Annotated in this window: 15 protein-coding genes; 6 read left to right on the top strand and 9 right to left on the bottom strand. The window is 64.1% G+C overall.

All coding sequences use genetic code 11. The features are described from left to right. Positions 1 to 236: 236 nt before the first annotated feature. The 3 genes from RMR04_RS22020 to groES all read right to left on the bottom strand — a co-directional run bounded on the left by RMR04_RS22020 (position 237) and on the right by groES (position 4,552). The gene (locus RMR04_RS22020; RefSeq protein ID WP_311910539.1) at positions 237 to 2,324 is read right to left on the bottom strand and encodes an ABC transporter ATP-binding protein/permease; all 2,088 of its coding nucleotides are present in this window, start codon (positions 2,322 to 2,324) and stop codon (positions 237 to 239) included. A 256-nt stretch (positions 2,325 to 2,580) separates the two neighbouring features. After that, on the bottom strand, positions 2,581 to 4,218 hold the full coding sequence (groL, locus tag RMR04_RS22015) for a chaperonin GroEL (RefSeq protein ID WP_311910538.1): 1,638 nt from the start codon (positions 4,216 to 4,218) through the stop codon (positions 2,581 to 2,583). A 46-nt stretch (positions 4,219 to 4,264) separates the two neighbouring features. Next, on the bottom strand, positions 4,265 to 4,552 hold the full coding sequence (gene groES / locus RMR04_RS22010; RefSeq protein WP_069690314.1) for a co-chaperone GroES: 288 nt from the start codon (positions 4,550 to 4,552) through the stop codon (positions 4,265 to 4,267). 218 nt (positions 4,553 to 4,770) lie between these two features. Here groES and RMR04_RS22005 point away from each other — a divergent pair, with 218 nt between their 5' ends. The 3 genes from RMR04_RS22005 (at position 4,771) to RMR04_RS21995 (ending at position 6,352) form a co-directional block, all read left to right on the top strand. Further along, positions 4,771 to 5,226, top strand: coding sequence for a MarR family winged helix-turn-helix transcriptional regulator (locus tag RMR04_RS22005; protein WP_311910537.1), 456 nt, complete (start codon positions 4,771 to 4,773; stop codon positions 5,224 to 5,226). Between the two features lie 125 nt (positions 5,227 to 5,351). Further along, on the top strand, positions 5,352 to 5,828 hold the full coding sequence (locus RMR04_RS22000) for a PaaI family thioesterase (protein WP_311910536.1): 477 nt from the start codon (positions 5,352 to 5,354) through the stop codon (positions 5,826 to 5,828). A gap of 152 nt (positions 5,829 to 5,980) precedes the next feature. Beyond that, positions 5,981 to 6,352, top strand: coding sequence for a response regulator (locus RMR04_RS21995; RefSeq protein ID WP_311910535.1), 372 nt, complete (start codon positions 5,981 to 5,983; stop codon positions 6,350 to 6,352). 9 nt (positions 6,353 to 6,361) lie between these two features. Here RMR04_RS21995 and RMR04_RS21990 read toward each other — a convergent pair whose 3' ends face one another. After that, positions 6,362 to 7,369 carry a sensor histidine kinase gene (locus tag RMR04_RS21990; protein WP_311910534.1) on the bottom strand — a complete coding sequence of 336 codons (1,008 nt, stop codon included), beginning with the start codon at positions 7,367 to 7,369 and terminating at the stop codon, positions 6,362 to 6,364. Between the two features lie 632 nt (positions 7,370 to 8,001). On the opposite strand from RMR04_RS21990, the gene RMR04_RS21985 reads away from it, so the two are divergent. Continuing rightward, positions 8,002 to 8,211: a cold-shock protein gene (locus tag RMR04_RS21985; protein ID WP_305693457.1), complete on the top strand. Its 210-nt coding sequence runs from the start codon at positions 8,002 to 8,004 to the stop codon at positions 8,209 to 8,211. Between the two features lie 462 nt (positions 8,212 to 8,673). Here the strand turns inward: RMR04_RS21985 and RMR04_RS21980 are convergent, their stop codons facing one another. Continuing rightward, complete coding sequence (locus RMR04_RS21980; protein ID WP_311910531.1) at positions 8,674 to 9,621, bottom strand: helix-turn-helix domain-containing protein; 948 nt, start codon at positions 9,619 to 9,621, stop codon at positions 8,674 to 8,676. Between the two features lie 197 nt (positions 9,622 to 9,818). On the opposite strand from RMR04_RS21980, the gene RMR04_RS21975 reads away from it, so the two are divergent. Then, complete coding sequence (locus RMR04_RS21975; protein ID WP_311910530.1) at positions 9,819 to 10,193, top strand: VOC family protein; 375 nt, start codon at positions 9,819 to 9,821, stop codon at positions 10,191 to 10,193. Positions 10,194 to 10,336: 143 nt separating this feature from the next. Here the strand turns inward: RMR04_RS21975 and RMR04_RS21970 are convergent, their stop codons facing one another. Further along, positions 10,337 to 10,795 (bottom strand): DUF3237 domain-containing protein, encoded by a 459-nt coding sequence (locus RMR04_RS21970; RefSeq protein ID WP_311910529.1) that lies wholly within the window; start codon positions 10,793 to 10,795, stop codon positions 10,337 to 10,339. Positions 10,796 to 10,938: 143 nt separating this feature from the next. Here RMR04_RS21970 and RMR04_RS21965 point away from each other — a divergent pair, with 143 nt between their 5' ends. Continuing rightward, positions 10,939 to 11,796: a LysR family transcriptional regulator gene (locus RMR04_RS21965; RefSeq protein WP_311910527.1), complete on the top strand. Its 858-nt coding sequence runs from the start codon at positions 10,939 to 10,941 to the stop codon at positions 11,794 to 11,796. A gap of 94 nt (positions 11,797 to 11,890) precedes the next feature. Here RMR04_RS21965 and RMR04_RS21960 read toward each other — a convergent pair whose 3' ends face one another. The 3 genes from RMR04_RS21960 to RMR04_RS21950 all read right to left on the bottom strand — a co-directional run bounded on the left by RMR04_RS21960 (position 11,891) and on the right by RMR04_RS21950 (position 14,170). Continuing rightward, positions 11,891 to 12,733: a DMT family transporter gene (locus RMR04_RS21960; protein WP_311910525.1), complete on the bottom strand. Its 843-nt coding sequence runs from the start codon at positions 12,731 to 12,733 to the stop codon at positions 11,891 to 11,893. Beyond that, on the bottom strand, positions 12,730 to 13,233 hold the full coding sequence (locus tag RMR04_RS21955) for a GNAT family N-acetyltransferase (protein WP_311910524.1): 504 nt from the start codon (positions 13,231 to 13,233) through the stop codon (positions 12,730 to 12,732). The genes RMR04_RS21960 and RMR04_RS21955 overlap by 4 nt, the downstream gene beginning before the upstream one ends. Positions 13,234 to 13,405: 172 nt before the next feature. Continuing rightward, on the bottom strand, positions 13,406 to 14,170 hold the full coding sequence (locus tag RMR04_RS21950) for a sulfite exporter TauE/SafE family protein (protein ID WP_311910523.1): 765 nt from the start codon (positions 14,168 to 14,170) through the stop codon (positions 13,406 to 13,408). Between the last annotated feature and the right edge of the window lie 65 nt (positions 14,171 to 14,235).

Here is a 14,235-nt window from a genome sequence, read left to right as displayed (position 1 = left end):
TGTTCCGGGGCAGGCGCAGGCCTGAGCCCGGAACTCATGGACGCCCCGCTATCCGTCATGGTCGGGCTTGTCCCGGCCATCCACGTCTTCGCTGGTCGAGGCCTATGTTCAAGACGTGGATGCTCGCCACAAGGGCGAGCATGACGAACTGGAGACGCCTCGTGGTCATGGGGCCGGGTCCATGGCTGCGCCATGTCCCGGAATGACGGCGTGTTTCCGGGCACAAACAGCCTGCCCTAACCGACCAGCTCCCGGTTTTCCGCCTTGGGGCTGAAGGTGCCGTCCTCGTTCGGCTGCATGATCACGATCGCATCGTGCATCGCCCGCAGCGTCGAGCGGTGGCCGATCGAGACGATCCTGGTCTGCGGCAGCGCCTGCTCGAGCGCGGCATAGATCTCGCCCTCCAGCTTCTCGTCGAGCGAGGCCGTCGCCTCATCCAGGAAGAGCCAGTCGGGCTTCGCCAGCAGGGCGCGCGCCACGGCGAGGCGCTGCTGCTCGCCGCCGGAAAGACGTTGGCCCCAGAGATCGACCTCGTCGAGCCGCTCGGAGAGATGGTCGAGCTTGGTCAGATGCATTGCCGCCTTGATCTCGGCCTCGCCATAGGTATTCACCGGCGCGGGATAGGCCAGCGCCGCGCGCAGGCTGCCCTGGGGCAGATAGGGCCGCTGCGGCAGCAGCATGATCTCGGCCCCGGTCGGGATGCCGACCTTGCCCTGGCCGAAGGGCCAGATCCCGGCAATGGCGCGAAACAGCGTCGATTTGCCCGAGCCCGACGGGCCGATGACCAGTGTCCGCCGGCCTGCGCCGAGGTCGAGGTCGTGCACGCGCACGATCGGCTGGCCGTTGGGCAGGCTGAGCGTGGCCTCGTCGAGATGCACCGCCTCGCCCTTGGCGGATACGTTATGGATGCCCTTATCGCTGGCGCTGGCCGCCTGCGCGATCGCGGCCTCGAAGGTGGTGAGGCGGTTGATCGAGGCGACATAGGAGGCGATCGACTGATACCGGTCGATGAAGAAGGACATCGCGGTCTGGACCCGGTCGAAGGCTGAGGCGACCTGCGTCATGATGCCGAGCGTGATCTTGCCCGAGAAATAATGCGGTGCGAGCAGGATATAGGGCACGACGACGTTGGCCTGGCCGAAGGAGAGCGTGAAGGTGGTCAGCCGAACGCGCGCCCAGACGAGCCTGTAGAAATTGGTGACGATATCGCCGAAGCGTTCGCTCAGATGCTTCTGCTCGGCATCCTCACCGCGCATGAGCGCGATCTGCTCGGAATATTCGCGCAGCCGCGCCAGCGAGAAGCGGAAGGTCGCCTCGCGCTTCTCCTGTTCGAATTCGAGCCCGATCAGCGGCTTTCCGATCCGATGGGCGATCCAGGTCGCGGCGATGGAATAGATCAGCGCCATCCAGAAGATGAAGCCGGGGATGGTGATGTCCGTGCCGGGCAGGACGCTCGCGACCGGGATCGACCACAGGATGATCGAGAAGGAGACGAGCGTGGAGACCTGCGTGAGCAGGGGCAGCGCGAAATTATAGGTGTTGTTGACGAAGGCGCGCGTGTCTTCGGCGATGCGCTGGTCGGGGTTGTCGGCGCTCCCGGCGAGCGAGACCCTGTAGTGATTGGAATTGCCGAGCCAGGCGCTGCTGAATTTTTCCGCCATCCAGCGCCGCCAGCGGATCAGCAGCGTATAGTTGGCGACCATTTCGATCAGGTTGGAGACGACCGATATCGCCGCCCAGACACTGAAGACGAAGATGAGCTGGTACCAGAAGCTCGCCGCGTCCTTCTCCTGGATCGCGTTGTAGAAATCGCGGTTGAAGAAGGACAGCCTGAGCGAGATCGCGACCTGCAACTGATTGAGGACGACCAGGAAAACCAGCAGGAACGTGCCGAGGCGCCCGCTGCCGATCTGAAAGGGCTTCAAGGGCCATAGATGTCCCGTGGTTCGCTCCGGAGCCTCGAAATAGGGCGAGGCCAGCCTGGCGATGCGCGCGATGCCGGGGACGAAGGAGATCGCATAGACCACCAGGCCGAAGACCGCGATCGTGATCGTCAGGCTGGCGGGCGGCACGAGCGCCTGCCAGGCCTCGGGCCAGGCGCCGGATTGGGCGACCAGGAAGGCGGCGCCGGTGAGCACATACTCGACGCCGAAGATGATCGAGAAGATCCTGAGGAAGGTCGCGATCGCGACGGCCCGCCATGTCGCCGCGGCAAGCAGCAGGCCGATGACGCCCATCCCGATGGCTCCGGCGCTGCCGCTCTGCTGGCCCACGACGAGGGCGATCACGGCAAGCACGGCGACGGCGATGCTCAAAGGGCGCATGGGCAAGGATCCTGCGGAAATGGCGGGGATGACGAGATGCCATCGCGATTCTGACCATGTCGCAGAGGATGCGGCCGTTCAATGGCGGCGCGTCGAGATGAGCAAATTGTCATCGACCGGACATGAAAAAGGCCCGGCTTGCGCCGGGCCTTTCCCATTAACAGTTGGATGGAGGCTTGGATCAGAAATCCATGCCGCCACTGGAACCGGGCATGCCCGGTTCCAGAACCCTTGGAAGATGGGCGTTTGGATTTCCTCAGAAATCCATGCCGCCCATGCCGCCGCCGCCCATCGGGGGCATCGGGGAGTCCTTCTTCGGCAGCTCGGCGATCATCGCCTCGGTGGTGATCAGCAGGCCTGCGATCGAAGCCGCGTCCTGGATCGCCGTGCGCACGACCTTGGTCGGGTCGATGATGCCGGCCTTGACCAGATCGCCGTAGACGCCGGTCTGGGCGTTGTAGCCGAAGGCGTATTCCTTGGACTCGAGCAGCTTGCCGACCACGACCGCGCCGTCATCGCCAGCGTTGTCGACGATCTGCTTGGCCGGGGCCATGATCGCCTTGCGGACGATCTCGACGCCGGTCTTCTGGTCGTCGTTCTGGGTCTTGATCGCCTTGACGGTCGACAGAGCGCGCAGGAGAGCGACGCCACCACCCGGAAGAACGCCTTCTTCCACGGCCGCGCGGGTCGCGTTCAGGGCGTCGTCGACGCGGTCCTTCTTCTCCTTGACTTCGACTTCGGTCGCGCCGCCGACGCGGATCACCGCGACGCCGCCAGCGAGCTTGGCCAGACGCTCCTGGAGCTTCTCACGGTCGTAGTCCGAGGTGGTCTCCTCGATCTGCGCCTTGATCTGCGCGACGCGGCCCTCGATGTCCTTCTTCTTGCCGGCGCCGTCGATGATCGTGGTGTTCTCCTTCTCGATGCGCACCTTCTTGGCGCGTCCGAGCATGGCGAGCGTCACGGTCTCGAGCTTGATGCCGAGGTCTTCCGAGATCATCTGACCGGCGGTCAGGATCGAGAGGTCCTCAAGCATCGCCTTGCGGCGATCGCCGAAGCCCGGAGCCTTGACGGCCGCGACCTTCAGGCCGCCACGGAGCTTGTTGACGACGAGCGTGGCCAGAGCCTCGCCCTCGACGTCCTCGGCGATGATCAGCAGCGGCTTGCCGGTCTGAACGACGGCCTCGAGGATCGGCAGCATCGCCTGGAGCGAGGACAGCTTCTTCTCGAAGATGAGGATGTAGGGATCCTCGAGCTCAGCGACCATCTTCTCGGCATTGGTGATGAAGTAGGGCGAGAGATAGCCACGGTCGAACTGCATGCCCTCGACGACGTCGAGCTCGGTCTCGGCGGTCTTGGCTTCCTCGACGGTGATGACACCCTCGTTGCCGACCTTCTGCATGGCGGTGGCGATCATCTTGCCGACCGACTCGTCGCCGTTCGCCGAGATGGTGCCGACCTGCGCGACTTCCGCGTTGGTCGTGACCTTCTTGGAGTTCTTCTTGAGGTCGGCGACGATGGCCTCGACGGCCAGGTCGATGCCGCGCTTCAGATCCATCGGGTTCATGCCGGCGGCAACCGACTTCAGGCCTTCGCGCATGATGGCGGCGGCCAGAACGGTGGCGGTCGTGGTGCCGTCGCCGGCGGCGTCGTTCTGCTTCGAGGCCACTTCGCGCACCATCTGGGCGCCCATGTTCTCGAACTTGTCGGCGAGCTCGATCTCCTTGGCGACGGTGACACCGTCCTTGGTGATGCGCGGGGCGCCGAACGACTTGTCGATCACGACGTTACGGCCCTTGGGACCGAGCGTGACCTTGACGGCGTTGTTGAGGATTTCGACGCCGCGCAGCATCCGGTCGCGGGCATCGGTAGAGAACTTGACGTCTTTAGCAGCCATGAGAGCTACTCCTTTTGAAATGTCGGGAAAGGCGGTCTCGAGGCGATCAGCCGATCACGCCCATGACGTCGGATTCCTTCATGATCAGGAGATCCTGGCCATCGATCTTGACCTCGGTGCCCGACCACTTGCCGAACAGGACGCGATCGCCCTTCTTGACGTCCAGCGGGGTCAGCTTGCCGGCTTCGTCGCGGCCACCGGGGCCGACGGCGATGACTTCGCCCTCTTGGGGCTTTTCCTTGGCGGTATCGGGGATGATGATGCCACCCTTGGTCTTCTCTTCGCCATCAAGGCGACGGACCACAACGCGGTCATGCAGCGGACGGAACTTCATGGTTCTGTCTTCCTCTTGGATCTAATTTCGATGCGGGCGCTCGATGGCGAACCCGCGATGGGCATCTGTTAGCAGTCTCAATCGTCGAGTGCTAACCGATGGCGGGGAGATAGGCGCGTCCCCCCGGAGAGTCAAGAAATCATCCGGCGATAAAGTGAATCCGGAGATGGCGCCGGGGGCTTGCTGCCAAAGCCGAATGAACACGCTAGCATGGCGAAATGACGACAGCTGTGCCCGATCCCCGGCTCGACGATATCGCCCGCTCCTGCGTGGCGCTGCATGTGCGCATGACGGCGCGGGCGGTGACGCGAGCCTATGACGAGGCGATGCGCCCGAGCGGGTTGAAGATCACGCAGTTCGTGCTGCTCTCGGCGCTCAGCACCGGGGCCTGGCGCTCCGTCACCGAATTGGCCGAGCGCTTCGCCCTGGAGCGCACCTCGCTGACCCGCAATCTGCAATTGCTGGCGGCCGAGGCGCTGATCGTTCCCGTCGCGTGCAAGGGCCGCGCCTCGGTCTATGCCGTCACCGAAAAGGGCAGGGCGGCGATCGAGGCCGCCATTCCCTATTGGCATCAGGCTCAGGAGCGGATCGAGGGCGGTCTCGGCAAGGAGCGCTGGAGCGAAACCCGCGAGGGGCTGAAGGCGTTGCGCCGCGTGGCACGCCTGGCGGACTGAGGCGAGGCTTGACCGGCAGCCTTCTCGGCACTTAACGTGTACCTGCACGATAAGAGCCTTGCGCGAAAAATGGGTACCGGTTTTTTGCAGAAGCAATGCTCTCAACCTCTAAGTGAGAGACAGTGATGGCGCGCGAGGTCGGTGTCGTTTCCCGTGAGGTCCTGCTGGCCGAGGATGGCCTCAGCTTCCTGCGCGGCATGGTCGAGGGTCGCCATCCCGGCCCGCCCTTCGCGGATGCGATGGATCTCGATCTCGTCGAGGTCGAGGAGGGGCGCGTCGTCTTCGTCGGCAAGCCCTCAATGCGCTTCTTCAATCCGCTCGGCACGATCCATGGCGGCTGGACGGCGACGATCCTCGATTCCGCCATGGCCTGCGCCGCGCACACCACGCTGAAGGCGGGCGAGGGCTATACGACGCTGGAGATGAAGCTCAACTATGTCCGACCGGTCATGCCCGATAGCGGCACGGTGCGCTGCGAGGGCAAGCTGATCCATCGCGGCGGCACAGTCGCGACGACCGAAGGCCGCCTCGTCGACGAGCGCGGCAAGCTGCTCGCGCACGGCACCGAGACCTGCCTGATCTTTCCGGCGAAAACGCTCTAGCAAGCTCGCCTAGCTGCCGCATCGTGGCTGGGCCGGAAAAGGCATGCCTTCTGCGTCGAAGCGGCGGGGTGAGCATCGGCGATCAGTTTCATCGCGAACCGACGCAACTATCCGGCTCCAGGGCGGTTGGGGGAAGGCAACCTGGAGCTGCCATGTCCACCCCCGTCGTCTCCACCCCCGTCGTCCTTGTCGTCGAAGATGACACCCTGATCCGCATGGATGCTGTCGCGATGATCGAAGACGGGGGCTACGAGGTCATCGAGGCGATTGGCGCCGATGAGGCCGTCATCCTATTGGAAACCCGCTCGGACATCCGGGTTGTCTTCACCGATATCGAGATGCCCGGATCCATGGACGGCCTGAAGCTGGTCCACGCAATTCGGCAACGCTGGCCACCTATCGTCCTGATCGTCGCATCAGGACGCCCGCAGCCTGCGCCTGCCGATATGCCTCAAGACACCGTGTTCCTGCAAAAACCCTATCGGGCGGCGCAGATATTGGAGGTTCTGGCGGGCATCAAGTAGAAACACGGCTTATTTTGCGAGTTTGGTCGTTCCCATCTTGAGCGTCACGATGACCCCCTCAGTCGACCAGTCATAGCTTATGGAACCGCCGAGCTGGCTCGATATGCTTCGAATGACGAGCTTGCTGCCGTACCCGCCGGCTCCATTGGGAGGCTCGACGGAAGGCCCGCCCCGTTCCGTCCAGATGATCGTGGTTTCGTCGTCGTCGGAAGTGCCTGAAACGTCGAGCGTACCCGTATCGGCTGAAAGCGCGCCGTATTTAAGCGAGTTTGTCGCCAGCTCATGGATGATCAGGGACAAGGTCGTGGCGGCTCCCTCGCTGACCCCCATGCGAGGAACGGCGACACGAATGCGCCCGCTGAAGGCCCCCATGTCCTCGTAAGGCGAAAGCAGGATCGAGAGCAGGTCGCCCAGAAGCGCTGCCGCTCCCTGATGCCCAGGCAGGGGGCGAACCAGGTCATGAGCCCGGCCGAGCGCCGCCAGACGTCCTGTCAGGTCGGACGCCATCTCCGCCGCCGTCGTCGTCGATCTCGACGTGATATGAGTCAGTCCCATGGCGATCGCCAAGAGGTTCTTGACCCGGTGGCTCATCTCGCCTGCGAGCAGTTCATGACCCTCTTCAGCTTGCTTGCGGCCCGTAACATCAAGGAAGACGCCGTACATCACTCCGTTGTGAAGCCCGGAATCATCGCCGAGACCGCGGGCCGATATCCAGCGGATTTCGTCGCCGACCAATATGCGAAAATCGATCTCATAAGGCCCGACAATGCCTCGGGTCGCGGTAAAGGCCGCCCGGACCCTATCCCTGTCGGCAGGATGGATGTGAGCCGACAGATCCTCGAATTTGACCTCGTCGCTCTGCGGCACGCCCCACATCGTAAAGGCCTGCTCGTCCATCGCGAACCCGTCATCGTCGACGTTCCACGACCACAGAGCAACACCGGCGGCGCGAACCGCCCGGCGCAGGCTGCCGGCGTCCCATTCGAGAGAGGTGTCTTTTGGCACGGGCGAACTCATTGAAAGATGACGGCTACGCTGATCTTTGGAGCCGGATGATGTCAGATGGGATCACAAAGTGATCCCATCTGACATCTGAATCCGTCTCTCATCAAAAAATTTGAGTAGGATCAATGCGAAAAGCCGGTTCCCACTTTTTTCGCATCCTGCGAGAGCCGGATGATTTCAGCTGGAATCGCTTGGTGATCCCAGCTGAAATCTGAATCCGCCTCTGATCTAAAAGTGAGAGCAGGATAAGTCCGCCCAGACCTATGCTCGCCGGTCGCTCGGCCAATGCCTCGATCCGGCTGCCAGCATGCCCTCTGCTGGGCCTCCTGCTGGAATGACGTGAGCCGGTTCATTTCGTGCTCACTCAAGCACATTGACGGTCGAAAAAGCGTCGAAGACCAGAATAAATGTATCGTTTCCAGTGATTACAGCTCATTCGAACGTATTATTGCGGGGTGTGACAATCGGTCATTGACATTATTTGCGACGGCGGTTAATTTGAATTTTGTCGATATTTGCTTGGACGGTCCTTGTTATTTTCGCGCTTTGGCGCGGCTCTGATGAAATCCCCCTTTCGAAATCGTTCTGAACTCGCCGAGCACTCGTTCGGCGAACGACAGGTCTTGCCAAAAGGAGGGTTTCTCATGACCACCGGCACAGTGAAATGGTTCAATTCCACCAAGGGTTTCGGCTTCATTCAGCCTGACGACGGCAGTCAGGATGTGTTTGTCCATATCTCCGCCGTCGAGCGCGCTGGAATGCGCGACTTGCAGGAGGGCCAGAAGCTCGGCTTCGAGGTCGCCCGCGACAACAGGTCTGGCAAGATGGCTGCCGAGCAGCTCCAGGCAGCGTGATCTGACTGCCTCTTTGACGATGACCACGGATGTACTGGCATCGTCGACAGTCGTGATTCAAGAAAAGGCCAAGCTTTTGCTTGGCCTTTTTTGTGCGCCGGCGAAAGCGACCGCCGCGCAGGAGATGGGCACGGCAAGCTGCTCGCGCATGGCACCGAGACCTGCCTGATCTTTCCAGCGAAACCGAAGGCCTGATTATACTCGAGCCACGCCGTCATCCTGGGCGTAGCCCTCGGGTCCGATCTTCGATCGGCCCAAGGATAAACTCCGCGGAGGCCGGGGACCCCAGGCGCGTCATGGTCGGGCTTGACCGGACCATCTCGTGATGGAGAGGCTGCCTTTGCCGACGCCCCTTCCGGCCCGAGAATGACGCTCTAAGATGGCTCCCTACGCTGCGGAGCCTGTCTTCGGGCCGGCCGAAGGCCGGACCCGGGGGGCGGCTTGTCCAGGATGACGCGGTGTTTACGTGCCAAGACAGCATATTGAGGCGGCGCGGTCCCGGCTCGTGCGATAGGCGCTGGGGCTTTTGCCCATTGCCAGACGGAAATGGCGGTTGAAGGTCGAGAGATCGCCGAAGCCGCAATCGAAGGCGATCTGCGCGACGCCATGCTCCGAGCCACGCAGCAGGAGCGCGGAGCGATGCAGGCGTGTCCTGAGCAGGAACTGATGCGGCGTCATGCCGATCAGCGCCTTGAATGTCCGCAGGAAATGATAGCGGCTCATCGCGGCTTCCCGGGCGAGCTCGGTCAGGCTCAGGGTCTCGTCGGAGCGCGCCTCGATGCATCGCAGGGCCTGGGTGATGCGGCTGGCGTCACGCGCCGTCGGCGCGGTTGTTGGCGGCAGTGCATCCGCGAGCGTCGCCGCCACTGCGCCAGCCAGTCGGACCGCAAGTTCCTCATAGGCAGCGGTGCTGCCGCCGCTAGAGCAATCTCCGATCGAACTGGATCGTTCTATTGCTCCTGCCCTTAGTTTCGACGCGTTTTCTTCACGCGACCCGGTATCCACTCCGCTCGAAAACGCTCTCGTCGCCATCTCGGCCATCAAGCCCGCGAGCGCCGGCGAGGGCGGCAGATGGGCGCGGGCGAAAGCGAGCCGCCGCACGCCGGGGACGCCGGCTAGGATGTCTTCCAGATAGGCCGGGTCGAACTGGAAGGCGAGGCAGCGGTCGCCGGCCGCATGGTCGTGGCCGCATTCGAAGCAGGCGCCCTGATTGCCGAGCAGGAGTGCGCCCGGTGCGAGCAGCGCGGCGCCCTGGGTGGAGCGGTAGCTGAAGCTGCCGCTCGTCACGGCCGCGATGCAGCAATGCGCGTGCTGTTCTTCGAAGGCGCGGTCGCCCGGCCCCGCCGTGCAGGTGATGTCCCGCACGCGCCAGCCGGGGCCTGAGGCCAGAAGATGCGAGGTCGCAGTCATCGCCGCAATTTAGCAATTTTCCCCAAGCGCCGGGAGGGGCGGGGCTCTACGTCGAGGGATATGCCCAGCGGGAGCCCGGAGATGGCAGCAGCCCCAGCGCCTTTCCTCGACAGGTTCGCACTGAGGCTGCAACGCCGCGCAATCCCCTGATCCACTCTGACCCAATCCCCTGATCCACTCTGACCAAGGAGACGACCATGTTCGATCATGTTTCCATCGGCGTTGGCGAGATCGCCCGCTCGAAGCAGTTCTACGATGCCACGCTCGGTGCGCTCGGCTATCGCTGCCTCAGCGAGGACGAGGCCTCGTTGGGCTATGGCCGGGACGCCGTCGCCTTCTGGCTCGGCGCGGTCGCGACGCCGGTGCCGCCCGATCCCGGCTCGAACCTGCATTTCTGCTTCGTTGCGCCGACGCGGCAGAGCGTGGATGCGTTCCATGCCGCGGCGATCGCGCAGGGCGGAGTCGATAACGGCCGGCCCGGCCTGCGGGAATCCTATGGTCCCAATTACTATGCGGCTTTCGTGGTCGACCCGGACGGCTATCGCATCGAGGCTTATTGCGGCGCCGCCTGAGATCGAGGCCGCCGGGGTCAGCACCGGCTGACCGCGATCGCGCCCGCGACGATCATGATCAATGAGCGTTCGAGACACGAGCGATATGGTTTCGACGGATTCAGATGGGATCACTTTGTGAGCCCATCTGAATCGATCCGATTCTAGAGCACTTCGAAGACATCGTATTCGACGCCATCCGGACACCGTCCGCCCTTCGCGACCGCGACAATACCGTTGAGCCACGCGTGCGCAGGCGCGGAGGTCTCGAAATACGGTGTGATGCGCAGATAATACTCGGAAGCGTCGACGGTTTCGCCGCGCCCCAGGCGCTCATCGACATCCTGTGATGCACGCCTGACACCACGATAGGTCATGAGGATGAGACCCCCGTCATCGGCGACCAGCAGGAGCCTGACGTCTTGCTGAAATGTGCCATCGGGCCGAGCAAGCAGGAGATCGGAGCCGATCATCGGCGATACCGCGCCGTTCAGGCGCTCTCCATGGAAGTGTCCGCCCGAGACGGGAAAGATGCGCCGGCCGCCGGCTGGCGTCCGGCCTAGCTCCAGTGGCGGGTGAAGGGTGATCAGCAGTGTAAACAGGTGTCGAGATTGCAGGGACATGACGAGGCTCCTATTCTTGCCCCGACCCTGAACCAGGGCGTCCTGCCTCCAAAACGAGCTTTGCTTGTCGTCCTCACAAGAAAAGCTGACCAATGGAGATGCTAGAGGCTGGTAGGGACTCTGGTCATGAGGAGAAGCTGATCATGCGGCCTTCCCTTGAATCTCTGCGAGTCTTGGAAGCCTGCGTCTCCGCCCGGAGCTTCGCGCGTGCGGCCGAACGCCTGTATCTGACGCCGGCGGCGGTCAGCCTACGCATGCGTACGCTGGAGTCCGAACTCGGCCAGCCGCTTTTCACGCGTGCCGGACGGCGGGTGGTCCCGACGGCCGCCGCCTCTGTGCTGGCAAGCCATGTCCGCAAGGCGCTGGATGGAATTGCCGGCGCGCTCGATGAATTTCAGGCGGCGACGCCGCCTCTCAGGCTCACGGCGCCGCCGACATTCGCATCACGTTGGCTTGCCCCGCGTCTGGCGCGTTATCCAGCGCCGGGAGCGCCCGTGATCGAGGTCGACGTGTCCGCGGATATCCGCGACCCCGGCGCGTTCGACGTCGCCATAAGAACTGGCCGCGGCGGATGGGCGGGGCTTGAAGAATATCGGCTCGCGCCGGTTGAAGTGACGCCGATGCTGGCGCCGTCCCTGCTCCGGGCGCGGAGGCTCGATGCGCCGGAGGCGCTGGCTGACTTCGACCTCTTGCCGCATCCCGACTGGGATCAATGGTTCAAGGGTGCGCAATGCGCGACCCCGCAGGGTCTGCGCTTTGCGGCGGTCGATTACCCGACGCATGAGCTGGACGCCGGCGCGGCGCTGGCGGGCGTGGGTGTGGCGCTGTTGTCGCCCGCGTTGTTCCGGCCGCTTTTGACCGAGGGCGTGTTGATCGCGCCGTTTCAATACGTGCTGAGCGGGCCGGCCTGGCATTTTGCCCTGATGCGCAGCGACGACCCCCGCCTGGCGCCCCGGCAGTTTTGCGCCTGGCTTTGCGAGCAGGCCCGGGAGGCGGCATGATCGCGACCAGAGGCATCGATCCGGTTGAGGTGCGGATCGCTGATATGGACATCGCGCGTCCGCGGCCCTTTCGGCGGCGAAGCGCGCTCCGCGCCTACCTCCGGCTCACCGCCACCGCGCCCGCGACGATCAGCAGCGCGCCGGCGAAGGTCGTGAACAGCGGCACCTCTGCGAACATCAGGTAGCCGAGCAGGCTCGCCCAGATCAGTGCGGTGTATTCGAGCGGCGCGAGACGTGACGCCTCGGCGCGGGCATAGGCTGAAACCAGCATCAAATGCCCGCCGACGCCCAGTGCGCCGGCCAGGGCATAGGTCGCGAGATCGGCCCAGCTCATCGGTACGAAGGCGAGCGCGGCGGGGATGGCGAGGCACAGGGCCGGTCCACCATTCTGGAACAGCACGATGATCGCCGGATGCTCCTTCTGCGCGATGCGCCGGAGCAGGACCAGATTGAAGGCGTAGGCCACAGCCGAGAACAGCGCGGCCGCAACGCCGAGCTCGGCGTTGCTGACATGGCCCTGCAGGCGCGGCCAGACCATGATGAGCATCCCGGCGAGGCCGAAGCCGAGCGCCTGGAAGATCCGCCCGCTGAGCTTTTCCTTGAGCAGGAGCGCGCCCAGCAGCGCGACGAAGACGGGGGCCAGGAAGGCGAGCGTCAGGGCCTCCGCCAGCGGCAGCACCGAGACCGAATAGAAGAAGCTGCCGGCGGTGAGCACGACGACCGGAACGCGGATCGTATTGCCGATCACGCTTGCCCGTGTCGGGCGCGGCGGGCGGGCGATGGCGACGAAGATGAGTGCGAACAGGCTGCCCATGGCGAAGCGCATGAACAGCGCCACGATGAACGGGTGCTCGCGCATCTGCCCCTTGACCACAGCATCCATGGCGGTGAGCAGCGCGATGCCGAGAACGCCGCGGAGCGCCGTCGGGAGCGTCATGTCGAGGGGCCTACCAAGTGCTTGCGGAAATGATACTCCCAGGTCTCTGAGACATCGGCGAGGTAACGCGCTGCCGGCCAGCGCACGAAACCAAGCTTCTCGTAGAAGCGGTGGCCGCGCGCGAAGCGCGTATCGGACCACAACATCATCTCGCCATAACCGCCGGCCTGCGCAAAGCGCAGCGCTTCAGCGAACAGCGCCTGCGCCAGGCCGGAGCCGCGAAAGGCCGGGTCGGCATAGACCTTGGTGATCTCGACCGCGTTCTGCTCCGGCACGGGCGTGACGCCGAGCGAGCCGGCGATGCCGCCGCCGGGTGCATCGGCGATCCAGAGCCGGCCGCCCTTCCCGGCGAAATGGCTGGCGGGCGCGCGCAGTTCGGGAAATTCAGACCATTCGAAGAAGCAGTTCGGATATTCCGCGAAGCTCGCGGCGATGAGGGTGGCCAACGGCTCGGAATCGGAATCGCGGGCGTCGCGGATGGGCGGGAGTGGGGCGGTCATGCGGTTCGCTTACGGCTTATGCGGCTGCACGACCAGAGCATTGCGCGAAAAGTGGACACCGGTTTTTCGCATAGGCAATGCTCTGAACTCCTGGAATCGATCATCTCCCATTCGGGCGGGAACGTCCGAATGGGAGATGATCGAGTGTGCGGTTCCGCAGGTGAGCATTCCCTCAACGCAATAGCGCGAGCGCCGCATCGACCGAAAGCTTCGCAGCGGCGACCGCCAGCAGGCCGTAGCACCAGATGAACAGCGTCTTCTGGTCGAGCTTGCGATGCACGACATGCCCGAGCCAGATGCCGATCGGCACGGCCGGCGCGAGCGCGAGCGCGCCCCACAAGGCCTCGGTATGCTTCAGCCCGAGCGCGAAATAGGGCGGCAGCTTCAGCCAGTTGCCGAGCGTGAAGAGCGCGATGGTCGTGCCCACCAGCGTGCTCTTGGGCAGGCCGCGCCCGAGCAGATACATCGCGACCGGCGGTCCCCCCGCATGCGCGACGAAGGTGGTGAAGCCCGAAGCCGTGCCCGCCAGCAAAGCGAGCTTGCCCGAGACCGGGCGCGAGCCCGGGGCCGCGAGCCGCCCCTTCAGGAACCATTGCGCGGTGAAGGCGAGCGTCGTCAGCCCGATCAGAAGCGTGACGATGCGCGGATCGATCCGGACGAAGACGAGATAGCCGATGCCGATCCCGACGACGAGGCCGGGCAGGAGCCAGACGAGATCAGGCTTCGACCAGGTCGAGGCGCCGAAGCTGCGCAGCGCCATCATGTCCATCAGCGAGACCAGCATGGCGACCATGATCGCGGCGTCGAGCGGTTCAGTGACGATCGCCAGCAATGGAATTCCGAGAATAGCGAGCCCGCCGCCAAAGGCGCTCTTGCCGATGGCGATGACCAGCGTCGTCGCCCAGCCGACGAGGTAGAACAGCGGTTCGCTCGGCATCAGACGGACTCGAGGCCTCGCTGCGCTGCTTCCCCTTGGAAAACCGCATCCGGCCCGCTAGGCCA

It is taken from the genome of Bosea sp. 685, from assembly GCF_031884435.1.
GTDB lineage: Bacteria > Pseudomonadota > Alphaproteobacteria > Rhizobiales > Beijerinckiaceae > Allobosea.
The sequence above is the reverse complement of the archived record's forward strand: the minus strand, read 5'-3'. Positions and strand labels throughout refer to the sequence as shown.